General features: G+C 67.6%; 22 protein-coding genes and 1 pseudogene. 11 read left to right on the forward strand and 12 right to left on the reverse strand.

Annotated elements, in window-relative coordinates; genetic code table 11:
- Window positions 1-7: 7 nt before the first annotated feature.
- From ACZ5IQ_RS11950 to ACZ5IQ_RS11970, 5 genes are all read right to left on the reverse strand, one after another.
- A complete protein-coding gene (locus ACZ5IQ_RS11950; RefSeq protein ID WP_212811875.1) occupies window positions 8-916 on the reverse strand; it encodes an alpha/beta hydrolase in 909 nt (302 codons plus the stop codon).
- A 31-nt stretch (window positions 917-947) separates the two neighbouring features.
- Window positions 948-1,748, reverse strand: a complete 801-nt coding sequence (locus ACZ5IQ_RS11955) for an IclR family transcriptional regulator (RefSeq protein WP_212811874.1) — start codon at window positions 1,746-1,748, stop codon at window positions 948-950.
- 250 nt (window positions 1,749-1,998) lie between these two features.
- Complete coding sequence (locus tag ACZ5IQ_RS11960) at window positions 1,999-3,462, reverse strand: FAD-dependent oxidoreductase (protein ID WP_212811873.1); 1,464 nt, start codon at window positions 3,460-3,462, stop codon at window positions 1,999-2,001.
- Window positions 3,459-4,367 carry a biphenyl-2,3-diol 1,2-dioxygenase gene (gene bphC, locus ACZ5IQ_RS11965; RefSeq protein WP_212811872.1) on the reverse strand — a complete coding sequence of 303 codons (909 nt, stop codon included), beginning with the start codon at window positions 4,365-4,367 and terminating at the stop codon, window positions 3,459-3,461. Before bphC ends, ACZ5IQ_RS11960 begins: the two co-directional genes overlap by 4 nt.
- A gap of 1 nt (window position 4,368) precedes the next feature.
- On the reverse strand, window positions 4,369-5,550 hold the full coding sequence (locus ACZ5IQ_RS11970) for an acyl-CoA dehydrogenase family protein (RefSeq protein WP_212811871.1): 1,182 nt from the start codon (window positions 5,548-5,550) through the stop codon (window positions 4,369-4,371).
- 221 nt (window positions 5,551-5,771) lie between these two features.
- Here ACZ5IQ_RS11970 and ACZ5IQ_RS11975 point away from each other — a divergent pair, with 221 nt between their 5' ends.
- Together ACZ5IQ_RS11975 and ACZ5IQ_RS11980 are read left to right on the forward strand one after the other, a co-directional pair.
- Window positions 5,772-7,379 carry a flavin-containing monooxygenase gene (locus ACZ5IQ_RS11975; RefSeq protein ID WP_212811870.1) on the forward strand — a complete coding sequence of 536 codons (1,608 nt, stop codon included), beginning with the start codon at window positions 5,772-5,774 and terminating at the stop codon, window positions 7,377-7,379.
- Window positions 7,379-8,179, forward strand: a complete 801-nt coding sequence (locus tag ACZ5IQ_RS11980; protein WP_212811869.1) for a mycofactocin-coupled SDR family oxidoreductase — start codon at window positions 7,379-7,381, stop codon at window positions 8,177-8,179. Before ACZ5IQ_RS11975 ends, ACZ5IQ_RS11980 begins: the two co-directional genes overlap by 1 nt.
- A gap of 9 nt (window positions 8,180-8,188) precedes the next feature.
- Here ACZ5IQ_RS11980 and ACZ5IQ_RS11985 read toward each other — a convergent pair whose 3' ends face one another.
- Both ACZ5IQ_RS11985 and ACZ5IQ_RS11990 read right to left on the reverse strand, forming a co-directional pair.
- Complete coding sequence (locus ACZ5IQ_RS11985; RefSeq protein WP_212811868.1) at window positions 8,189-9,586, reverse strand: WS/DGAT/MGAT family O-acyltransferase; 1,398 nt, start codon at window positions 9,584-9,586, stop codon at window positions 8,189-8,191.
- Between the two features lie 269 nt (window positions 9,587-9,855).
- On the reverse strand, window positions 9,856-10,695 hold the full coding sequence (locus ACZ5IQ_RS11990) for an alpha/beta fold hydrolase (RefSeq protein WP_212811867.1): 840 nt from the start codon (window positions 10,693-10,695) through the stop codon (window positions 9,856-9,858).
- 113 nt (window positions 10,696-10,808) lie between these two features.
- On the opposite strand from ACZ5IQ_RS11990, the gene ACZ5IQ_RS11995 reads away from it, so the two are divergent.
- The 3 genes from ACZ5IQ_RS11995 to ACZ5IQ_RS12005 are packed head-to-tail and all read left to right on the forward strand — an operon-like array spanning window position 10,809 to window position 14,416.
- Window positions 10,809-12,011: a CoA transferase gene (locus tag ACZ5IQ_RS11995; protein WP_212811866.1), complete on the forward strand. Its 1,203-nt coding sequence runs from the start codon at window positions 10,809-10,811 to the stop codon at window positions 12,009-12,011.
- Window positions 12,008-12,808: an acyl-CoA thioesterase gene (locus tag ACZ5IQ_RS12000; RefSeq protein ID WP_212811865.1), complete on the forward strand. Its 801-nt coding sequence runs from the start codon at window positions 12,008-12,010 to the stop codon at window positions 12,806-12,808. Before ACZ5IQ_RS11995 ends, ACZ5IQ_RS12000 begins: the two co-directional genes overlap by 4 nt.
- A 45-nt stretch (window positions 12,809-12,853) precedes the next feature.
- Window positions 12,854-14,416: an acetolactate synthase large subunit gene (locus ACZ5IQ_RS12005; protein WP_212811864.1), complete on the forward strand. Its 1,563-nt coding sequence runs from the start codon at window positions 12,854-12,856 to the stop codon at window positions 14,414-14,416.
- Between the two features lies 1 nt (window position 14,417).
- Here ACZ5IQ_RS12005 and ACZ5IQ_RS12010 read toward each other — a convergent pair whose 3' ends face one another.
- The 3 genes and pseudogenes from ACZ5IQ_RS12010 to ACZ5IQ_RS12020 all read right to left on the reverse strand — a co-directional run.
- Complete coding sequence (locus ACZ5IQ_RS12010; RefSeq protein WP_212811863.1) at window positions 14,418-15,185, reverse strand: maleylpyruvate isomerase N-terminal domain-containing protein; 768 nt, start codon at window positions 15,183-15,185, stop codon at window positions 14,418-14,420.
- Between the two features lie 105 nt (window positions 15,186-15,290).
- A complete protein-coding gene (locus ACZ5IQ_RS12015; RefSeq protein ID WP_165605545.1) occupies window positions 15,291-15,458 on the reverse strand; it encodes a hypothetical protein in 168 nt (55 codons plus the stop codon).
- Between the two features lie 173 nt (window positions 15,459-15,631).
- Window positions 15,632-16,471 (reverse strand): annotated as a pseudogene (locus ACZ5IQ_RS12020) (SDR family NAD(P)-dependent oxidoreductase); the annotation flags it as partial.
- Window positions 16,472-16,549: 78 nt separating this feature from the next.
- On the opposite strand from ACZ5IQ_RS12020, the gene ACZ5IQ_RS12025 reads away from it, so the two are divergent.
- Window positions 16,550-16,867, forward strand: a complete 318-nt coding sequence (locus ACZ5IQ_RS12025; RefSeq protein WP_260932170.1) for a transposase — start codon at window positions 16,550-16,552, stop codon at window positions 16,865-16,867.
- Window positions 16,864-17,757, forward strand: a complete 894-nt coding sequence (locus ACZ5IQ_RS12030; protein ID WP_260932168.1) for an IS3 family transposase — start codon at window positions 16,864-16,866, stop codon at window positions 17,755-17,757. The genes ACZ5IQ_RS12025 and ACZ5IQ_RS12030 overlap by 4 nt, the downstream gene beginning before the upstream one ends.
- Here the strand turns inward: ACZ5IQ_RS12030 and ACZ5IQ_RS12035 are convergent.
- Window positions 17,738-17,893 carry a hypothetical protein gene (locus ACZ5IQ_RS12035; RefSeq protein ID WP_464481306.1) on the reverse strand — a complete coding sequence of 52 codons (156 nt, stop codon included), beginning with the start codon at window positions 17,891-17,893 and terminating at the stop codon, window positions 17,738-17,740. The genes ACZ5IQ_RS12030 and ACZ5IQ_RS12035 overlap by 20 nt on opposite strands.
- An 85-nt stretch (window positions 17,894-17,978) precedes the next feature.
- On the opposite strand from ACZ5IQ_RS12035, the gene ACZ5IQ_RS12040 reads away from it, so the two are divergent.
- The 4 genes from ACZ5IQ_RS12040 to dprA all read left to right on the forward strand — a co-directional run bounded on the left by ACZ5IQ_RS12040 (window position 17,979) and on the right by dprA (window position 21,506).
- Entirely contained in the window at window positions 17,979-18,365 is a 387-nt protein-coding gene (locus ACZ5IQ_RS12040; RefSeq protein ID WP_371824539.1) for a MerR family transcriptional regulator, read from the forward strand.
- Window positions 18,366-18,511: 146 nt separating this feature from the next.
- Complete coding sequence (locus tag ACZ5IQ_RS12045; RefSeq protein WP_064859396.1) at window positions 18,512-18,868, forward strand: YraN family protein; 357 nt, start codon at window positions 18,512-18,514, stop codon at window positions 18,866-18,868.
- Window positions 18,868-20,376, forward strand: a complete 1,509-nt coding sequence (locus ACZ5IQ_RS12050) for a YifB family Mg chelatase-like AAA ATPase (protein ID WP_212811861.1) — start codon at window positions 18,868-18,870, stop codon at window positions 20,374-20,376. Before ACZ5IQ_RS12045 ends, ACZ5IQ_RS12050 begins: the two co-directional genes overlap by 1 nt.
- Window positions 20,373-21,506 (forward strand): DNA-processing protein DprA, encoded by a 1,134-nt coding sequence (dprA, locus tag ACZ5IQ_RS12055; protein WP_212811860.1) that lies wholly within the window; start codon window positions 20,373-20,375, stop codon window positions 21,504-21,506. The genes ACZ5IQ_RS12050 and dprA overlap by 4 nt, the downstream gene beginning before the upstream one ends.
- 18 nt (window positions 21,507-21,524) lie before the next feature.
- Here the strand turns inward: dprA and ACZ5IQ_RS12060 are convergent, their stop codons facing one another.
- A complete protein-coding gene (locus ACZ5IQ_RS12060; protein WP_212811859.1) occupies window positions 21,525-22,715 on the reverse strand; it encodes a cytochrome P450 in 1,191 nt (396 codons plus the stop codon).
- Window positions 22,716-22,796 lie beyond the last annotated feature (81 nt).

Raw genomic sequence — 22,796 nt, forward strand, 5'->3', positions numbered from 1 at the left:
GCGCCGACTAGTCGGCGAGCAACTTGGTCAGTGCGTCGGCCACGTCACGACGGGCCCGGTGCGCGATGTCGAGCACCGGCATGGTCAGGAAACCGTGGATGGCCCCGTAGTACAGCTCGGTCACCGGTACCTCGGCCTCGCGCAGCGCTTCGGCGTAGGCGAGGGCCTCATCCCGCATCGGGTCGTAGCCCGTGACGACGAGCACGGCCGGGGCTACGTCCTCGACGGATGCGGACAACGGTGCCGCATAAGGGTTTTCGCGGTCGGTGGTGTTGGGCACGTACTGGTCCCAGTACCACTGCATGGCGGCCGTGGTGTTGTAGTAGCCGGTGCGGAACTCGTGGTAGGAGCCGTAGGTGAAATCGGCGGTCAGCACCGGGTACAGCAGTACCTGCGCGGCCAGCGGCGCACCGCCGCGGTCGCGGGTCATGAGCGCGGTGACGGCGGCGAGGTTGCCGCCGGCGCTGTCGCCGCCGACGACGAGCTTCGCCGGGTCGCCGCCGAGTTCGTGGGCATGGGCGGCGGCCCACTGGGTGACGGCGTAGACGTCTTCGGCGGCGGCCGGCCACCGATGTTCGGGTGCCAGCCGGTAGTCGACCGAAACGACCACGGCGGGAATCGAATTCGCGAAGCTGCGGCAGAGGCCGTCGTGCGAATCCAGATCGCAGAAGACGAAGCCGCCGCCGTGTGCGAAGACGAAGATCGGAAGCGGGCCGTCGGCCGCGGGGCGGTAGACCCGGACCCCGATGCCGTCGACCTCCGTGTTGGTGACGGAGGCGACCGCTTCGGGTTCGGCAGGTGCGACGAATCGCGCGCGAATGGCGGCGCGCGCCTGCGCCCCGGTCATGTTCGGCAGGTCGGGGAAGCCGCTGTTGAGTGCCTCGAGGAGGCCGGCGATCTGGGGGTCCAGGCTCATGCGCGATCCGCTAGCGCTACTCGCTGGCGGCTCATGCGTACTGCAACGCCGGGCCCATGCGCAGCGGCCGCATCGGCTGCAGCGTCGGCGCGACCCGGGAATCCTCGGCGTTGCGCCAGATGCCCATGGCGGTCATGCGCACCGGCGCGGTCAGCTGTTCGAAGGCCATGCGGTTCATTGGACCACACACCGAGACGGCGGCGACGGCCTCACCCTGGCGGCCGATCGGCGCTGCGACACAACCGAATCCGGGCACCGACTCCTCGCGCTCGAAGGCGACGCCGTGGGCGCGGACCTTGGCCAGTTCGGTGGCGAGCTGGGCGCGGTTGGCGATCGAATACTTGGTCTTGCGGCTCATGAGGTCGACCTCGGCGTCCTGGTTGTAGGCCAGGATGGCCTTGCCGACGGCGGTACAGTGCGCCGGCTGGCGGCCGCCCACCCGCGACGGCAGCACCGTCATCATGCCGTTGCCGACCTTCTCCAGGTAGACGACGTCACCGCCGTCGAGCACGGCGAGGTGCACGACGAGCCCGGTGGCGCGGTGCAGCTCGTGCAACAGCGGGCCGGCGGCGCGGTGCATGCGGTCCTGATGCACGGCCAGCGAGCCGAGCTCCACCAGACGCATCCCGAGTTCGTAGTCCCGGCCGTTGCGGCGCAGCCAGCGCAGCTGCACCAGACGCTCCAGCATCCGGTGCGCGGAGGAACGGGGCAGGCCCGTGCGGCGCACGATCTGCGCCAGGGTCAGGCGGCCGGGGCCGTCGAACGCGTCGAGGACCAGCGATACCCGGTCGATGACCGCGCTGGGGGTGGTGGATTCGACTGTTGCTGTCATGTCGGCCTCCAAGCTCCGTTGCTCCGTGTCGATATTCCTATTAGGAATATGCCTGTTTGTATCACACGGCGGTGGGGCTTGTCACACATTTCGTCGGAGCGCGGCAGAATATATGCACGACGAGGCGCCCCGAGCCGGGTTGGCAAGGGACGCCTCGTGTATCAATTTTGCAGCTCATGGCCCAGATTTGGGACACGAGCTCGTGGTCATTCCGGCGGCGACACGCGGGGTGGCGACACGCCGGGCGGGCTCAGTTCTGCGCCGCGGACCTCCCGGCGCGGCGCCCGTAGAAGCTGCCGTCGCCCAGCGACACCCCGCTGGCATAACCCCAGGCAGACAGGCCCGCTGAGCACCGGCCGGCCGCGAACAGCCCCGGAATCGGCTCACCGCCGACGTGCAGTACGCGGCCGTCCAACGTGGTCAGCAGGCCGCCGAGGGTGAACCCGCCGGTGCTGTTACGCAGGTCGATCGCACCGACCGGCGACCCGATCGGGCGCAGCCACTGCGGCTTCTTGTGCAGCAGCGGGTCCGCGCCGTTCGCGGCGTGCTCGTTGTAATAGGCCACGGTGTGCTGCAGCACGCCGGCGGGCAGGCCGATCTCGGCTTCGAGCTCGGCGACCGTCTCGCACACCCACGTTGCCGGGCGGCGCAGGAACGCTGTCGCCGAGGTGGCGGCCATGGCCTCTTCCATGGCGTCACCGTCGATGATCAGGTACGCCGTGTTGTCCTGGTAGTACAGCGTCTGCTGGCCGATGCGCCCCGCGTAGGTGTCCTCGGCGATGTAGCGCTGGCCCAGGCCGTTGACCAGGATGCCGCGGACCAACTGCTGCGGGTCGCAGAAGAACGCCACCTCGGTGGCGTCCATGTGTGCCAGGTCGGCGCCGAGCGCCTGTGCCATCCGGATCGCCCGGCCGTCGTGCTGCTCGATGCTCGCCGCAGGGCGGCCCGCGATGCGGGGTGCGTACTGGGCGACCATCGCGTCGCTGTAGGCGAAGCTGCCCGAGGCCAGCACCACGCCGCGGCGCGCCTTGATCGCCACAGTGTCGCTGTACCGGCGCGCGACGATGCCCACCACTCGGCCGTCGGCCTCGGTGATCAATGACTGCACCTCGGTGTCGTACACCGACCGGACGCCCTGCGCGGTGGCGGTTTCCACGAGCGGCTTCATCAACATGTAGCCGCCACTGCGCTCACCGGCGACCTTGTCGGTCATCTGCGGCACGTGACCGCGCGGCGCGGGGGAGGCAATGGTGTTGTACGGGAAGGCGTTTTCGCCGCCCGTGAACATCAGGCCCTCGTCGCTCGGTGGCTCCCAGCCCGGTTCACCCCAGAACACCGGCTTGAACGGCACGCCGCAGCTCACGAGCCAGTCGTAGTGGGCGACACTGCCGGCGCAGTAGTCGTCGATCCGTTCGGTGTCCGCGCCGGGACCCATGGCCACCTTCAGGAAGGTGGCCATGTTCTCCACGGAATCGTCAAAACCGCAGGCCTTTTGGAGATCGGTGCCACCGCCGAGGTAGATGAATCCACCGGCCATGGCGGCGGCGCCGCCCCAGCCGCCGGTGCGTTCGACGACCAGGACATCGGCGCCCGCAGCCGAGGCCGCCACGGCCGCGGCCGCGCCGGCGATGCCGTAGCCGACGACCACGACGTCGGCCTCGTCATCCCACGCGGTGATCGACGATGCCGGGACCGGTTTGAGATCGGCGCTCATGGCAGCATCGCCCGCGGCGGCACGCCCATCCACTCATGGCCCCAGTAGCTGTCGGCGGTGATTTCCTCTGCGGTGTAGTACCGTTCGTCGACCTTCATGCCCTCGGTGCCGAACTCGATGTCCCAGTCGCCGGGTGAACGCACGTAGAACGACACCATCTTGTCGTTGGTGTGCCGGCCCAGCGTGGAGGAAAGCTGGAAGCCGTCGCGGTTCACGCGGTCGAGCGCCTGCCCGACGGCGTCGAGCGTGTCGACCTCGACCATGAGGTGGATCAGCTTCGGGTCGCGCAGCGTCGCGGCCGGGCAGATCGCGAGGCTGTGGTGCCGCTCGTTGATGCCCAGGAACTGCACGCGCAGGGGGCCGAACTCCGGGGGAGCGGGCACCCGGAAGGCGCCGCGGGGCAGGAAGCCCAGCACCTCGGTGTAGAACGTGAACAGGCCCTTGGCGTCCTGCGCCGGCAGCACCACGTGGCCGAGGCCCAGACCCTCGGTGACGAAGCGGGCGCCGAACGGCGTGACGACGGGGCTGTGGTCCAGCACCGCGCCGTGGAACACCTCGACATCGTTGCCGGCCGGGTCGACGAAGGCGATGACCTCGTCGACGCGACGGGCGTCGGCCTCGTCCAGCGACAGCTGCTTCCACGGCACACCGGCGCCGTCGAGGGTGGCCTGCACCCGGCGCAGAGCGGCGCCGTCGCGGACCTCCCAGCCCACGGTGACGATGCGGTCGGCATCGCCCGGCACCACGATGATGCGCGCGGTGCGCTCGTCCATCCGCAGGTACAGCGCGTCGGGATCGGGACCGCTGCCCTTCGCGAAACCCAGTACTTCGAAGGCGAATTGGCGCCAGCGTTCGATGTCGGCGGTCTGGACCTTCACATAGCCCAGGCTCTTCAGGTCACTCACGTCAGATCATGCCTCGCAGCGGGCCCTGCGGATCCACACCCAGGCTGCTGAGTGCCGACGCGTGGTAGGTGGTGCCGGGGACGTGGATGGCGTGGGCCTGGCCGACGTGTGCGTCACGCCAGTAGCGCTGCAGCGGCTTGTCCATGCGGGTCGCGTTGCCGCCGCAGCGGGCGAAGATCTCGTCGACCGCGGACACCGCGCGCCACACCGACCGGATCTGGGTGCGCCGGCCGGCGGCGCGGTCCTCGAAGGACACCTCCTTGCCGGCGGCGACCATGTCGTAGATCCGGTCGACGTTGGCCAGCAGCTCCTGGCGGGCGGCGTTGATGTCGGCGGCGGCCTCACCGATGGCGTACATGACGTACGGGTCGTCCTTGATGGCCACGCCACTGGAGTTGACGCGCTCGCGCTGGTAGTCGAGCGCGGCGGCCAGGGCGCCTTCGGCGATGCCGATGACGGCCGACGAGATGCCCAGCGGGAACATGGTCGACCACGGCATCAGGTACAGCGGCGAGGTCATGCCGGCCTCGATCTGCGCCCGGCCGTCCATCACCTTGGTGGCGTCCATGGTGCGGTAGGTGGGGACGAAGGCGTCCTTGACGATGACGTCCTTGGAGCCGGTGCCGCGCAGGCCCACCACGTTCCAGGAGTCCTGGACGATCTCGTAGTCGCTGCGGGGCAGGATCATGTGCAGCATCTGCGGCGGCATGACGGGCTTGCCCTCGGCGTCACCGAGCATGGCGCCCAGGAAGATCCACTCACAGTGGTCGGTGCCCGAGCTGAACTGCCAGCGGCCGTTGAAGATGTAGCCACCATCGACGGGGCGGGCCACGCCCTGCGGCGCGTACGGCGAGGCGACCCAGGTGTCGGTGTCCGATCCCCAAATCTCAGCGGCGACCTTCGGGTCGGCATAAGCGAGTTGGTACGGGTGCACACCGACGACACCGTTGATCCAGCCGGCGGCCGGGTCCAGCGCGGCAGTCGCCATCACGGTCTCGGCGAACTCGCGCGGGTGCACCTCCAGGCCGTCATATTCCTTGGGCTGCAGCAGCTTGATGTTGCCGGCCGCCTTCATCAGCTTCACGGTCTCGTCGGGCAGCTGGCCCAACTTCTCTGCCTCCCAGGCTTGTTCGCGAAGCTGGTCGGCGATGTCACCGAGTCTGTCGATAACCCGCTGGGTCATGGTCGTTTTCCTAACTCCTGTGATGGGCTAATCAATGGTTTACCGCACCCGCAGCGCACCGGGAGGCGCTTCCCGGTCAGCGGGCGAAATCCTTCACCCGAAGCCGATTCGGGCGCTTCCTGGTCGCCGCGGACCCCGCTGGCCGGGACGCGCTCCGCCGGGTCGTCCGTTCACCGGGACGCCTCGTACTGGGTTGTGTGGCGGACGGCTAACTTCGCACTATGAGCAGCGCAGAACAGGTTGACGTCGTAGTAGTCGGTGCCGGGTTCGCCGGTCTTTACGCACTGCACAAGCTGCGGTCGGAAGGTCATTCGGTCGTGGTGTTCGAGGCGGCCTCGGACGTGGGCGGCACGTGGTTCTACAACCGGTACCCCGGTGCCCGGTGCGACGTGGAGAGCATCGACTACTGCTACTCGTTCGACAAGGATCTGCAGCAGGAGTGGACCTGGACCGAGAAGTACGCCACCCAGGCCGAAATCCTCACGTACATCAACCATGTCGCCGACCGGTTCGATCTGCGCCGCGACATCCGGCTGAACACCCGCGTGGTGTCGGCGACCTTGAACGAAGAGACGCTGCGCTGGACCGTCACCACCGACACCGGTGAGACGGTGGACGCGCAGTTCTGCGTCATGGCCACCGGCGCGCTGTCCGATCCGCTGCTGCCGGACATCCCGGGCGTCGAGACCTTCGCGGGCGAGACCTACCACACCGCGAACTGGCCGCACGAGGGCGTCGACTTCACCGGCAAGCGCGTCGGCCTCATCGGCACCGGTTCGTCGGGCATCCAGACCACGCCGATCGTGGCCGCTCAAGCTGCCGAACTCGTTGTCTTCCAACGCACTCCGAACTTCTCCGTGCCGGCCGGTAACGAGCCGCTGACGCCCGAACGCGAAGCCGAGGTCAAGGCCAACTACGACGAGCGTCGCGCGCTGTCGTGGCGCAGCGGCGGCGGTTCGCCGCACATGGCGCACCCCAAGCGCACCATGGAGCTGTCGGCGGAGGAGCGCCGCGCAGAGTTCGAAAAGCGTTGGCAGCTGGGCGGTGTGCTGTTCAGCAAGACCTTCCTGGACCAGATGGTCGACCCGGTGGCCAACGCCGAGACCAAGAAGTTCTACGACGAGAAGGTCCGCGCGGTGATCGACGACCCCGAGGTCGCCGACATGCTGATCCCGAACGACCACCCGATCGGCGCCAAGCGAATCTGCACCGATACCAACTACTTCCAGACGTTCAACCAGCCGCACGTGAAGCTGGTCAGCGTGAAGAAGACGCCGATCGAGCAGATCGACGCCACCGGCATCACGACCACCGAGGCCCGGTTCGACCTGGACGCCATCATCTTCGCCACCGGGTTCGACGCGCTCACCGGCGCGCTGGGGCGTATCGACATCACCGGCCGCGGTGGTGAGAAGCTCAAGCAGAACTGGGTCGACGGGCCGCGCACCTACCTGGGCCTGGGGGTCGACGGCTTCCCGAACATGTTCCTGGTGAACGGACCCGGCGCGCCGGCCGTGCTGGCCAACATGGTGCTGCACGCCGAAGCGCACGTGAACTGGATCGCCGACGCGATCGAGTATGTCGGCAAGAACGGCTATGCGGCCATCGAGGCCACCACGGACGCGGTCGACGAATGGGGCGCCGAACTGGTGCGCCGCGCCGACCAGACGCTGTTCCCGAAGGCGAACTCCTGGTACATGGGCGCGAATGTGCCCGGTAAGCCACGGGTTTTCATGTTGTTCATCGGCGGCTTCGCCGCCTACAACGACATCTGCGCCGAGGTTGCGGCCGCGGGGTACAAGGGATTCGAACTGACCAAGGCCGGCTGATGTCGGGGCTGCTGAACAAGGTCGCCCTCGTCACCGGTGCCGCCCGCGGCACCGGCCGGACCCACTGCGAGCGGTTCGCCGACGAGGGCGCCGACATCATCGCTCTCGACGTCGCCGGTGCGGCAGCCGATTTGGCCGACCTCGCCGACGCCGTGAAGCAGCGCGGTCAGCGCTGTTTCACGGCTGTGGCCGACGTGTCGTCGTTCGACGAGGTGCAGGCCGCGGTCGACGAAGGGGCCTGGGAGTTCGGCCGGCTGGATGTCGTGGTCGCCAACGCCGGCATCCATTCGGCGTCGGCGCCGTCGTGGGAAGTGACCGCCGAGGACTGGCAGCGCGTCATCGGCGTCAACCTGACCGGGGTGTGGCACACCGTCAAGGCCGCGATCCCGCATTTCGGCCCGGCCGGCGGATCCGTGGTGATCATCAGTTCCACCAACGGACTTCGCGGCACCGCGAACACCGCGGGGTACACGTCCACCAAGCATGCGGTGGTGGGTCTGGCCCGCACTCTGGCGAACGAGCTGGGGCCCAAGCGGATTCGGGTCAACACCGTGCACCCTGGCGCGGTCGGCACCCCGATGGTGCTGAACCCGGAGACCTTCAAGCGCATCCGGCCCGATCTGGAGAACCCGACCGCCGAGGACGTCGCGGAAGTCCTTGCCGCACGCAACCTCTTGCCGGTGCCGTGGGTGGAGCCCGAGGACATCAGCAACGCGGTGGTGTTCCTGGCGTCCGATGAGGCCCGGTACATCACCGGCACGCAACTGGTCGTCGACGCCGGGCTGACGCAGAAGGCCTGACCCGTCGGGCTAGCTGCGCTCGACGAGCCCGGCCGCGATCTCGAGCTCCACTAGCGCCGGCTCGATGGCGTCGGCCATGGCGTCGATGTCGTTGGCCATCTCGGGAGTGGTGACGAAGCCGAAATCGATGCGGTCGCGGTAGCTGAAGCAGGTGACGTTGAGCCCGACGTCCATCACCAGGGGACCCATCGGCATCATCTGTTCGAGGACGGCGCCGGCCATGTACAGCGGCACGGGCGGTCCGGGCACGTTGGACACGACGAGGTTCATCGGCTTGAGGGTGCCGCCGAGCTTGCTCGCCGTGTACGCCCGGGCGGCCAGGGCCACCAGGCCGGGTGGGGTGGTGTCGGTCAAGCCCATGATCTGGTGTGCGGTAAGCGCTTTCGCCATCTCCTTGGCGCTCTGGGAGCTCGCGTAGATGGCCTTGATGCGTTCGGCGGGGTCGACGATGTCGGAGGCCAGGGACACCGACATCGCGCTCACCTGATTGCCGACCTGGTCGCTGGAGCTCTCGGTCCGGGTGGACACCGGAACCTGCGCGATGAGCGACTTGTCGGGCAGCTCGCCGCGGTCCTCCAGATACGTGCGCATGGCACTCGAGACGAGCGCCAGCACGACGTCGTTCACCTTCACGCCGAACGCTTCCTTGACCGCCTTCACGCGCTCCAGCGACACGCCGGAATTGCTGACCCGCCGGTGCGGTGAGATCGGGCCGTTGAACCGCGTGTGCGGTGCGTCGAAGTAGCCGGGCGGCTTGTTGGCGACGCCGAGCGCCGCAACCTGCTGGCGCACCGTCTGCTCGAGGAAACGCACGACGCGATAGGGCGTCTTGATGCCGATGTTGATCAGGCCGCCCAGGGCCTGCAATTCGATCCCGGGTGCCTTGACGCCGACCAGTGACCTGCTCGGCTCGGCCGCCGGCGGCCGCGGGGTGGGCGTGATATCGAGCAGAATCTCACCGAGCCCGGCTCCCGAGACGCCGTCGATGATGGCGTGGTGCATCTTCATCAGCACGGCGACCCGGCCGCCCTCGACGCCCTCGATGAACCAGAGCTCCCACAGCGGCCGGGACCGGTCCAGCTTGTAGGACATCAGCCGCCCCACCAACTGGTCGAGTTCGCGGCGGCCGCCGGGTGCGGGGACCGCGATGTGGCGGACGTGGAAATCGAGGTCGAGTTCCTCGTCTTCGACGAACCACGGCCGGTCGAGGCCGAGCGGTGCGCCGGTCACCCGCCACCGCAATTGCGGCATCTCCGGCAACCGCGCCGCGATGAGCGCCTTCACCGACTCGAAGCTGAAATCCGGTGCGTCGGTGGGGTCGTAGATCGACGAGGCGGCGACATGCATATGCCAGCTGTTGGTCTCCGCGAACCAGAAGGTGGCGTCGGCACCGGACAAGCGATTCATGGGCCTGATCCTAGGGTGCGTGCTGCGCGCGGCGCGTGAAATCGGCGGATTGGTACGAATTTCGGCGTGTGACGGTTGTCTCCGCGCGCCGTGGGTCGGCAATCAAGTTGGGACACAACGAGACCCGCTGGTCCGGCAGTGGCGGTCGATGTTGCATGCCGGTCAATTGGTAAGCCGGGCAATATATTCCGGTGGCCTCGATGCAGACGAGCGGCCGCGTACCGCACACCATCGAACCGGTGTGCGGACGCGGCCGCCCGTGAAGACGATCAGCGCTGCAGGAAGCCCAGCACCGTGCTCTCGAACGCCTCCTTGGCCTCGATCATCGCCCAGTGTCCGCAGTTCGGGAACACGTGCAGCTCGGCGTTGGAGATGGTGCGCATCGGGATGAGCGCCATGTCCAACGGGCTGACGCGGTCGTCGCGGCCCCACGTCAACAGCGTCGGCGCCTTCACCTTGTGCATCTGGGCCCAGGGCTGCGGCGGTGCGTCGGCCGACCGCATGAACTTCATCATCATCTTGAAGGCGGCCTTGCCGTACATCCGGCGCGCCGACTCGAGCGTCTCGGGATCGGAGGCCAGCTTCAAGCGCTCTTCGATGAGTTCCTCGGTGACGATCTTCTCGTCGTAGACCATCGAGTGGAGCCAGTCGATCAGCCGTTGCCGGGTCGGGTCCTCGGTGAACTCCTGCAGCAGCCGGATGCCCTCGCTCGGGCCGGGGCTGAAGATGTTGGTGCCGATACCGCCGATGGTGACGAGCTTGCCGATGCGGTCGGGGTTGTTGATGGCGAAGTTGATGCCGACGCCACCGCCCATCGAGTTGCCGACGATGTCCACCTTCTCGATTCCGAGTGCATCGAGGAAGGGCACCACCGCGGACTGGGCGTCGATCATCGGGTGGCCACCGAAGTCGTCGCTGACGCCGAAGCCGGGGAACTCGAGGATCAAGCAGCGAAAGTGCGCCGCGAACGTCGGCAGGATGCCGCGGAAGTTCCGCCAGCCCGTCACGCCCGGGCCGGAACCGTGCAGAAACAGCACTACAGGCCCACTGCCCTCGTCGTAATAACGCAGCGTTCCGCGCTCGGTCTGGACTTCCTTCAGCTCAGTCATGCGTTCCAAATTACGGTGCGGATGTCACGCGGTCGCCACCACCTCCCGTCCGGCGGGACGCGCCGCGGCCGGGGGCGCCCGGTTGTGCTGCGGGTGGCCTTTATGGTGTCCAGATGACCGTGCCAGAGTCCGCGCGTCCACTGGCGGGCGTGCGCATCGTCGAAATCTCCAGTTTCGTCGCGGTGCCCCTGGCGGGGATGACGCTGACGCAACTCGGCGCCGAGGTCATCCGGATCGATCCGATCGGCGGCGCCGCCGACTACCACCGCTGGCCGGTGACCGATGGCGGCGAGAGCATCTACTGGGCGGGCCTCAACAAGGGCAAGCGATCCGTCGCGGTGGACATGCGCTCACCGGAAGGTCAGGACCTGGTCACCCGGCTCATCGTCGACGCCGGTGTCTTCATCACCAATGTGGCAGGCCGGCAATGGCATTCGTACGAGACCCTCTCCGCGCTGCGGCCCGACCTGATCCACGCCGAGGTGTCCGGCCGGGCCGACGGCGGCACGGCCGTGGACTACACCGTCAACGCCGGGCTGGGCTTTCCGCTCGTCACCGGTCCGCCCGAGCTGCATACCCCGGTGAACCACGTGCTGGCAGCCTGGGACGTGTCGTGCGGCCTCTATCTGGCGCTGGCGGTGACGGCGGCGCTGCGGCACCGCGACAGCAGCGGCCAGGGCCAGCAAGTCAGCATCCCACTGGAGAACGTGGCCCTGGCGACCGCCGGGAATCTCAGCTTCCTGACCGAAGTGATGGTCAATGGGGTCGGCCGTGAACGCATCGGCAACTCGATCTTCGGACAGTACGGGCAGCAGTTCGTCAGTGCCGACGGCGCCGCGTTCATGATCGTCGCGCTGACCGGACGCCATTTCCGGGATCTGGTTGAGGTCACCGGCACCACGAAAGCCGTTGCGGCGCTGTCGGAATCGCTCGGCGCCGACTTCACCGACGAGGGGCATCGTTACCTGCACCGCGACGCGCTCACCGGTCTGTTCACCGTCTGGTTCTGCGGGCACACCGCCGAGCAGATCACGGCGGCGTTGGGTGCGACGTCGATCCTGTGGGAGCGCTACCGCGGCTTCAGCGAGGTGGCCGCGAGCCCCAAGGTGACGGACAACCCGCTGTTCACCGAACTCGACCAGCCGCGCATTGGCCGCCACCTGGCGCCGGGCCTGCCGCTGCGGATCGATGGTGAGTATCCGCCCGCGCGGCCGGCGCCGGCGCTCGGCGACGACACCACCGCCGTGCTGACCGAGCGGCTCGGGCTCACCGCCGACGACGTCGCCCGGCTCGAAGCGGCGGGGACCGTGGCATGACGGTGCTGCCCGGTCTGTTGTGGGTTTCGCCCGGAGATGGAGACGACGCCTGGGTGGGCAAGGCCGGCGGACCGGACGGCAAACGGGCCTTCGGCGGCCTGCTGATGGCGCAGAGTCTGTCCGCCGCATGTCAGACCGTGAATCCGGAGATGCGCCCGACGGCCATGCACCTGCAGTACCTGCGTGGGGGCGAGGCCGGCGCGACCACGGACTACACGGTGGTCCGGGTGTACGACGGACGAACGGCGGCGGCGCGGCGGGTCGAGGCCTGTCAGGCCGGACGGCTGCTGACCGTCGCGACGGTGTCCTTCTCGGTGGACCTGGCCGGCCCCCAACACGGTGAATCATGTTCACTGCCAGAAGATCCCGAGCTGCTGCCGTTGACCGGGCCGCCGGGGCCGGCACCCGCGGTGCCGCTGGACGAGATCGACATCCGGATCGTCGACGACCAGTCGTCGGGCGAGTTCGTCCGGCGCATGTGGTGGCGGGCCACGGTCCCGATGCCACCGGAACAGTTGCCGCACATGATGATTGCCTGCTACATCACCGACCTCTACGGGATCGACCCGGCGCTGCAGGTCCACGGTCATTCCATGCAGGCCCGCACCCACCGCAGCGGCACCACCGATTTCTCGATCTGGTTCCACCACCCGATCCGGGCCGACCGCTGGAATCTGCTGGAATCGAGATCGCCGGCCGCGGGTCGAGGCCGCGGTGTGATCACCGGGAGTCTGGTCGACGCGGACGGCACCCGGGTCGCGACATTGGTGCAGGAAGGTCTGATCGCGGACCGGTAGTACCGTCGTCGGCAGGCTGTCGACGGAACCCGGCGAAGGAGAACGATGAACGGCGCACAGGCACTGATCCGCACGCTGGTCGACGCCGGCGTCGACGTCTGCTTCGGTAACCCCGGAACCAGCGAGATGCACTTCGTCGCGGCATTGGATTCGGTGCCCGAGATGCGTGGTGTGCTCTGCCTTTTCGAGGGCGTGGTCACCGGAGCCGCGGATGGGTATGCCCGCATGGCCGAGAAGCCGGCGGCCACCCTCCTGCATCTGGGCCCGGGATTGGGCAACGGCATCGCGAACCTGCACAACGCACGGCGGGCCTATTCGCCGGTGGTCAATGTCGTCGGCGACCATGCGCTCGGCCACAAGAAGTACGACGCACCACTGGAATCCGATATCGATGCGATGGCCGGCACGGTATCGGGGTGGGTGCGGCGGTGCGAGAAACTGGCCGACGTCGCCACCGACGCGGTGGCCGCGATCGAGGCCGCGCAGCAGGGACAGGTGGCCACGCTGATCCTGCCGGCCGATGTCTCGTGGACCGAGGGCGCCGAGCCCGCGGTGGGGGAGCCGGCTGTCGGTCCTGCCACGTTCGACTACCAGGCGGGCGTCGACCCCGATGAGCACCAGCTGCTCGACGCCGGTGCCGAGGTCTTCGGCCCCGGCACCGTCCTGTTGCTGGGTAGTGCCGCGTGCCGGGAGCGCGGCCTTCGCGCCGCAAGCCGGATCGCCGCGGCCACCGGGACCAAGGTGTTGATCGAGACCTTCCCGGCCCGGCTCGAACGGGGTGCCGGCCGGCCCAACTTCGAACGCCTGGCGTATCTCGCCGAAGCTGCCCAGTTCCAGCTGACCGGTACCGAGCACCTCGTGCTGGCCGGCGCCCGCTCCCCGGTGTCGTTCTTCGCGTACCCCGGCAAGGCGAGTGATCTCGTGCCCAGCGGCTGCCAGATCCACACCGTGGGCGGCGACGTCGTCGCACGTCTGGAAGAGCTGGCCGATGCGGTGGCGCCGGGTACGGAGCCGGTGCTGACCGAGCTGAAAGTGGCGGAGCTGCCGTCGGACTCGGCGCTGACGACGCAGAACTGGGTCGAGGTGGTGGCTGCGACGCTGCCCGATGACGCGATCATCGTGGACGAGTCCAACACCAGCGGATTCCTGCTGCCGCAGGCGACGATGAGCGCGCCGCGGCACGACCTGCTGACTCTGACCGGCGGGGCCATCGGCTTCGGCCTGCCGAGTGCGGTCGGTGCCGCCGTGGCGTGTCCGGACCGTCCGGTGCTGTGTCTGCAGGCCGATGGCAGTGCGATGTACACGATTTCGGCGTTGTGGACCATGGCGCACGAGCAGCTCGATGTGGTGACGGTGCTCCTCAACAACGCCGCTTACGCGATCCTGCGCATGGAGCTGCAGCGCGTCGGGGCCGAGGCCAGTGGTCCGAAAGCCGCGGCGATGCTTGACCTCTCGGGCCCGACGACGGATTTCGCGGCGCTGGCGGCGGCCATGGGCGTGCCGTCGGCCAAGGCGACGACCACGGCGGAGTTGGCCGACCTGCTCCGCGTGGGCTATGCCACACCGGGGCCGTACCTCATCGACGCGGCGGTGCCGGCGCTGCTGTAGCTCAGTAGCCGCTGAGCAGCGTGCGCAACCGGCCCAGTTCGAGTGGGCCTGCCGCGCTGCGGATCCGGCCGGGATCGGCCGGGCGGCGTCCCCACAGGAGCAGCACGCGGGTTGCCGCGTCGGTCTCGATGGTCGCCGCTCCGTCGGGCGGGGCCAGAGTGATGGCCGTGTTCTCGGCGTCGACGGTGACCACGACATCGTCCTCGTCAGCCACGCGGATTCGTGCTTCCACCCGCTCATTGCCGTGCAGCGCCAGGATGTCTCGGCCACGCCGCAGCAACGGCACACCTACCGCGTGGACGCTGTGGTCGGTCATCCACGGTTGCGCCAGCCGGGCGCGAGCGGGCGCGTCGTCTCCGGTGACGTCCCAGCTGTGCAGTGCCAGTTCCTCGCGCATGTGCTCGGCGAACCAGGGCACCTTCATCGTGCGGCCGGTCCACGCGACATCGGTGTCCTCGGGTAGCTCTTCCGCGGCAGCCGCGACCCGTCCGAGGTGCGTCATGCGGTCGTTGAACGCCGTCCACAGGTCGGCATCGTTGAGCGCCCGGTACGGCCGTTCGCGCTCCCCGAAACCGCGGGTCGCGACGGGGTCGCCGGCCAGGTGTCGCTCCAGTACCCGGGCGAGCTCTTCGGCGTTGCCGGTCTGATGGATGACGATGTCGCGCACGGTCCAGGCCTCACACCAGGTGCCTGTCTCGGGGTTGCGCCGCTGTACGGCTGCGGCGAATTGCGCGAACTCGGGAAAGCGGTCGATGTCGACGGTGTCCATATGTCCATCGGTACCCCGCAAGTGTTTCGGTGCCCGCCGAACTGACGGTCGGCGGGCAAAAAAATTCGGGGCCCCTCGGTGAGGGGCCCCGAATCCTGCTGACGCTCAGCGGCTCTGGTGCACGCTGTTGTCTACCTGCGGCGCCTCGGCGCGCGGGTGGATGTCGTTGACCCAGTCGTGGTGGGAGTAGTCCGCCGATGCCGGCGCGGCCAAACCCAGGACGGCTGCTGCCAGTCCGTTCGCCACCAGTGCGGCGATTCCGAGCTTCTTCATTTTCCCCAACTCCTTGTATCCGAAGCTTTGATGCTCGGTTCAACGGGTCAGGGCCCGGCGGTATTTCAGCAGATGGGGCGATGGCAGCAATTGATTGTTCCTCGGCAGTAATCAGTCTTTTCGGACCGCTCTCGATGGTCGCCTGGTTGCGCAACGACGGCCGAGGGCAGATGTCAGTTCAGGTCACGGCCCGTCAGCGCCACGCTGAGGTCCCACAGTTCGGCTGCCTTGTCGCGGTCCATCGCGTAGGACTTCAGCCCGGTACCGTCCGCGCCGGCCGGGCCTGCGACGTCGCAATCCTCGAGGTACAGACCACCCCGGTCTGCCAGCTGTGGGCTGGTCGCCGCCCAAAGACCGGTTGCGGCGCCCTGGGACACGGTCTTGAACGTTTGGTCTGCGACGTTGCCCTGCTCGTCGATCCAGCCGCGGTCGACCATTTCGGCCGACTCGAGATGGCGTTGCAATGGAGTGAGGATGGAACCCGGATGCAGAGAAAACGCGCGTACGCCCGTACCCACCGCGAGTGAATCCAGGTGCAATGCGAACAGGATGTTGGCCGTTTTCGCCTGACCGTAGGCCTGCCACTTGTCATAGCCGGTGGTGAAATGTGGATCATCCCACCGGATATCCGAAATATGGTGGCCGGCGGACGAATACGCAATCACACGGGCCCTTCCGCGCGCCAACGCGGGCCACAGTTCCGCGACCAACGAGAAGTGGCCGAGGTGATTGACGGCGAACTGGCTCTCCCAGCCTTGACCAACCCGCCGCAGGGGAGTGGCCATGATGCCGGCAGCACCGATGAACAGGTCGATCTGAGTCCATGTATCGCGGATGTGCTGCGCGCACCTGGACACCGAATCGAGGTCGGCAAGGTCAGCGTCGATCACCGTCACGGCGTCGCCGAGATGGTCGACGGCGCGAGCGGCGGTGTTCACGCGACGGGCCGGCACAATGACGTGCGCTCCTGCCCGGACCAGATGGGTGGTGGTTTCCAACCCCAGGCCTGAATAGCCGCCCGTGACGGAGGTTCCCCAGTTTCAGTGGACACCTGAGATAGCGGGACGGTGTCCTGCTGGAAGGATGTCGATATGTCGCGGACGCGTCGGTCGTTCACACCGGAGTTCAAGGTGGAGGCTGCTCGTCGGGTGATTGACAGGGGCCGGCCGGTCTCGGAGGTGGCCCGCGAACTGAACCTGCACGAGAGTCTGCTGGGCAAGTGGGTGCGTCAGGAGAGGGTCCGCGACGGGGTGGCCAGCGATGCCCGCCATGGGCCGCCAGAAGGCGATCTGACGGCCCGTGAACGCGCCGAATTGGTGCGGCTGCGTGCGGAACTGGCCGAGAAGGACCGAGATATCGCCTTCTTGAAAAAAGTATCGGCGTACTTTGCGGCACAGCAACATCGGTGAGTCGGTTTGAGCTCATCGCCGCGGAGTGCGCCGACCACGACATCGCCACACTGACCGAGCTCCTCGACGTCTCACGCTCGGGCTATTACGCCTGGGAAGCACGGCAGCGACGCACCGAACCCACGCCGCGGCAGCAGTGGCGCCGCGATCTCGAGGTCAAGATCCTGGCCCACTGGCAAGAATCCCGACGCACTTACGGTTCACCACGGATCACCGCCGACCTGCACGCCGCTGGGGTCTCGGTGTCGGTCAACACCGTCGCGGCGATCATGGCCGAGATGGGCATCGAAGGCATCAGCCCGCGCACCTTCAAGGTCAAAACCACAGTCGTCGACCCGGCGGCGTCTTTCCCACCCGACCGGGTGGGCCGGGTCTTCGATCAAGGCCGCCTCGATGCGGTATGGACCTCCGACATCACCTATCTGACCTGCGGTGAAGGCGATGCCTACCTGTGCGCGATCCGCGACGAGCACTCGCGACGGGTGCTGGGCTGGTCGGTGGCTGACCACATGCGCACTGAGCTCGTCGAGCAGGCGGTGGACGCGGCGGTGTTCACCCGCGGCGGGTCGGTGGCCGGCACCATCTTGCACTCGGACCGGGGCAGTCAATACACCAGTCACGACTTGGCCACAGTCTGCTCCGATCACGGCCTGCGCCGCTCTATGGGGGCCACCGGCATATGTTGGGACAACGCCGGGTCCGAATCACTGTGGTCGACGGTCAAGCACGAGTACTACAAGCGGCATGCCTTCACAACGTATGCGAATCTTGCTGCGGGACTTGACAATTACCTTCGCTACTACAACCATGACAGGCGGCATAGTTCACTGGGAATGATCTCACCTATCGACTTCGAGATCACCGCACGGATCAATCAGCAATCAAGCTAACCGTGTCCACTTTTTCAGGGGAACCCCAGACGACAGCGACGGCGCCGGCGAGGTCCACGCCGGCCATGACGTCCTGGCTGGTCGATTCATGTCCAAACCCAGACAGGATCGGTTGCTGTGTGGTGGTTGCAGTCATGCCGCCACGCTAGAATCTAGAGTGCGCTCTAGGTCAACCTCTGGGGATGAATATTCTTATGACACAGACTTTTACGATCGGGCAAGTGGCAGAACGCACCGGCCTGAGTGTCCACACCCTCAGGTTCTATGAACGCGAGAACCTACTCGTCAGTGACCTCACGCGAACAAGCTCCGGCCGCCGCCGCTACACGCAAACCGATATTGATTGGCTGGAGATCTGCGTCCGACTACGCGAATCCGGAATGCCGCTTGCCCAGCTCGCCGAATTCGCCGCCCTGGTACGCCAAGGGCCAGGTAACGAAGTCCAGCGCCTGGAGCTCCTACGGCGACATGAAGCCCACGTCCGTGCGCAACTCGCCAGCCTTCAGCACTGCCTCGACGTCATCGAAATGAAGGTGACCATCTACGAGACGCAAGTCGAAGATTCCTCGGCGCACGGGCTGTGGGACCCCACCGCTTCGCAGCGCTGAAGCCGCCGGCGGTCAGCACGCGGGCCGTCCTGTGGATGAATCGCGCACTGTGCATAACTGTCTTCCGGGCGCCGGATCCGGGGGTCTTCGTCCCGTGATCTGTCGGTGGCTCCGGCCACCGTGACGGCATGAACACACCACCACGCATGACCCGCGCCGAGATCGGAGCACTCGGTGAACAACTCGCGGTCGATCACCTGATCTCGCTCGGAATGACGGTCCTGGCCCGGAACTGGCGTTGCCGGTGGGGTGAGCTCGACGTCATCGCCACCGAAAGGGACCACAGTGCGGTGGTTTTCGTCGAGGTGAAGACCCGCACCACGACCGAGTTCGGCGGTATCGAGGAAGCGGTGACGCCCGAGAAGGCCCGTCGCCTGCGTCGGCTGGCCAGTGTTTGGCTGGCCGAGCAGAACGCCCACTGGCCCGATGTGCGGATCGACGTGGTCGGTGTACGTCTCGGCGGCCGGGAGCCGGAGCTGGTGCATCTGAAAGGTATCGGCTGATGGCGCTGGGACGGGCCTACTCGGTGGCCATCCGCGGCCTCGACGGCGTCATGGTGGAGATCGAAGCGGACATCACCTCGGGGCTGCCGGGGGTGCATCTGGTCGGCCTACCCGACGCGGCGCTGCAGGAGTCGCGGGACCGGGTCCGGGCGGCGATCACCAACTGCGGCAACAGCTGGCCGATGTCGCGGCTCACTCTCGGGCTGTCGCCGGCCACGCTGCCGAAAGGCGGGTCGATGTACGACCTGGCGATCGCCGCATCGGTGCTGTCGGCGCATCTGAAGACACACTGGGAGCGGCTGGAGAAGACCGTCCTGCTGGGCGAACTGGCGCTCGACGGGCGGGTGCGCCCGGTCAAGGGTGTGCTGCCCGCCGTCATGGCCGCCAAGCGTGAGGGCTGGCCGTCGGTGGTGGTGCCCGCCGAGAACCTGGCCGAGGCCAGCCTGGTCGACGGCATCGAGGTGTCGGGCGTTCGCACGCTCGGGCAGATGCAGGCGTGGCTCAACGGGAAGGCGGCGCTGGACGGCCGGGTCGACACGACGGCGCCGGCCGCTGACGACGGCGTCGACCTCGCCGATGTGGTGGGGCAGACGCAAGCGCGGTGGGCAGTGGAGATCGCCGCCGCGGGCGCGCACCACCTGATGCTCACGGGGCCGCCAGGAATCGGCAAGACGATGCTGGCCCAACGGCTGCCGGGGCTGCTGCCGGACCTGACCGAGGAGGAGGCCCTGGAGGTCACCGCCATCCATTCGGTGGTGGGGCTGCTCACCGGTGATACGCCGCTGATCACCCGCCCGCCGTTCGTCGCGCCGCATCACACGTCCAGTGTCTCGGCGTTGGTCGGCGGCGGCTCCGGGATGGCGCGCCCCGGTGCCATCAGCCGGTCGCATCGTGGCGTCTTGTTCCTCGATGAGTGCGCGGAGATCGGGACCAGCGTGCTCGAAGCCTTGCGAACCCCGTTGGAGGAAGGCAAGATTCGGTTGGCCCGTCGTGACGGCGTGGCGTGCTATCCGGCACGGTTTCAGTTGGTGCTCGCGGCCAATCCCTGCCCGTGCGCGCCGCCGAACCCGCGGGATTGCGTATGCCCGTCGGCCGACCGGCGCCGATATCTGGGCAAGCTGTCCGGGCCGTTGATGGACCGAGTCGATCTGCGCGTCGACATGCATCCGGTACTCGCCGGGGCGTTCGGTGACCATGCCGCCGAATCCACCGGTGCTGTCCGTGCCCGGGTCGCCGCCGCCCGCGCGGCCGCCGCCGAGCGATGGCAGGAAGTCGGCGTCCGCACCAACGCCGAGGTGCCTGGGCCCGTGCTGCGCCGCAGATTCCGGCTGAGCCGGGACGCGATGAAACCGCTACGAGAATCGTTGGATTCCGGGCGGTTGAGTATCCGGGGCGTTGACCGCACCTTGCGTGTCGCGTGGTCTCTGGCTGATCTGGCGGGCCGCGATTCACCCAATCTCGAAGACGTCAGCACGGCTTTGGGTTTCCGAGAGGGAGAGCTCCGATGAGTGACGACGATCTGGAACGACGAGCGTGGGCGTATCTGTCGCGCGTGGTGGAACCGCCGTGCCCGCGGCTGACGGCATTGGTGGCCGATCGCGGCCCGGTCGAGACGGCGGACATGATTCGCCGTGGTCAGGAGGACAAGGAACTCACCGGCAGTGTCGCGGCCCGCCGTGAGGTCGATTGTGCGGCCCGGGATTTGGAGATTCTCGATCGCCGGGGTGGGCGGCTGATCACTCCCGACGATGACGAGTGGCCATACCTGTCGTTCGTCGCGTTCGGGAATAAGGAGGTGCGGGCGCGGCCATCGGGTTATCCGCCCATGGTGTTGTGGGCGCTCGGCCCGGCCCGCCTCGATGACATCGCCGAACGCGCCGCCGCGATCGTCGGCACCAGGGCCTGCACGTCGTATGGCGAGCATGTCGCTGCCGAGATCACGGCGGGCCTCGTCGAACGTGACGCCGCGGTGGTTTCTGGGGGCGCCTATGGCATCGACGGCGCAGCGCACCGCGCCGCGCTGGCGTCGGACGGCGTCACCATGGCGGTGCTCGCCGGGGGTGTCGACGTGCCGTACCCGTCCGGGCATTCGGCGCTGCTGCACCGGGTGGCCACCTCGGGGCTGCTGCTCAGTGAGTATCCGCCGGGGGAGCGGCCGACCAGGTACCGGTTCTTGACCCGAAACCGCTTGGCGGCGGCGCTATCCGGCGCCACCGTGGTGGTGGAGGCGGGTTTGCGCAGCGGGGCGGCCAACACCGCGGCGTGGGCGACCGCGATGGGGCGCAAGGTGTGTGCGGTGCCCGGCCCGGTGACGTCGGCCGCTTCGGCAGGATGCCACGTTCTCATTCGCAACGACGCCGTTCTGGTCGACCGGGCGGAGCAGGTCGTCGAATTGATCGGGCGGATAGGCGAACTCGCCGGCGAACCCGACCATCCGGAGACACCGCTGGATGGCCTGACCCCGGACCAGCTTCAGGTGTACGAGGCGCTGCCGGCGCGGGGTTTCCGCAGCCTCGAGCAGATCTCGGTCGGTGCGGCCCTGCCGCCCGAACGTGTGCTCGGACCGTTGGCGCTGCTGGAGATCAGCGGGCTGGTGGAGAAACAGGATGGGCAGTGGCGGATCAGGAGGGCGGGGTGAGCTGTTCGGTCTCCGGGACTAGGCGGCAATCAGCTTGAGCGGCAACCGTTCGTGGCGGCGGATGATGTTGTTGATCGCCCATTTGGGCGTGCCGGTCAGTTCTATCCGGTCCACGCGCTCGATCAGCGCCCGCAACATCGCCGTTGTCTCCAAGCGGGCCAGGGCCTGTCCGGCGCAGGCGTGCGCTCCCTGCCCGAAACCGACGTGGCGGCCGGCGTCACGTCGGATGTCGAAGACCGCGGGGTTCTCCCACTCTCGTTCGTCGCGGTTGGCGGAGGCATAGATCACCAGGACTCGTGCGCCCGAGGGGATTGGCCATCCGGCGATTTCGGTCTGCTGCGCCGTGCACCGCGCAAAGGCGCGTAGCGGTGGCTCGTAGCGGACGATCTCATTGACGGCGTTCGCCATGAGGCCGGGCTCATCCTTGAGTAGTCGCCACTGGTCGGGGTGCCTGGCGAAGAGGTACAACGCGTTGGAGATCGCGCTCATGGTGGTATCGATCGACGGGGCGATGTAGTCGACGAGCAACGGCGGGCATTCGTCGTGCGCCAGTTGGCCTTCGTCCGCCGCGGCGAGTAGCTCATCCGCCATGCTGCCCTCGATGACGTTGCGCTCCCGAACCACGCGCCGGGCGAAGCGCAGCATGAGCAGGGTGTTGGGCACCGCTTTGATCGCCTGCCAGTTGAGCGGGCCGAGTACATCGAATGTCGCTCCGGCCCAGGCAATCAGGTGATCGCGTTGATCACGCGGCCAACCGATGAGGTCGGGTACGACCGCCAGCGGTAGCGCAGCCGCGAGGTCGTTGACACCGTCGACATCTCCCTTGCCGAGCGCTGTCTCGACGACCCTGCGAGCCGTGTCGTCGACGGTGTCGCTGATGGCGCGCAGAGCGCGCGGCAGCATGCGGTGCGCGACGCGCTTGCGGCGTTGTTCGTGCTCGACGCCGTCGCTGTTGAGTGTGGTGCCGTGCGACATCCGGTTGGTGATCGGGTTGAGCGCCACGCCCTGACCCGACAGAAAGGTCTTGTCGTCGCGCAGTACCGATTTGCACTCGGTGTAGCGCGGCAACGCATATGCCCGCTGCTTCGCCAGCCATACCACCGGACCGAGGTCACGCATCCTCTGGTAGTGGGGATAGGGGTTGGTGATGGCGTCGACAGCGTAGATGTCCGGCGCGTAGATCGGCAGGCCGGCGGGTGGGCGTCGCATCGATGTTCCTCTCAGGACGTCGGCAGTGGACGATTGGTGGCTGTTGCTCGCGCTGAAGGAACTGTTCTCTCCTCCGGGCGA

The sequence above is a fragment of the Mycobacterium toneyamaense genome, from assembly GCF_055384815.1.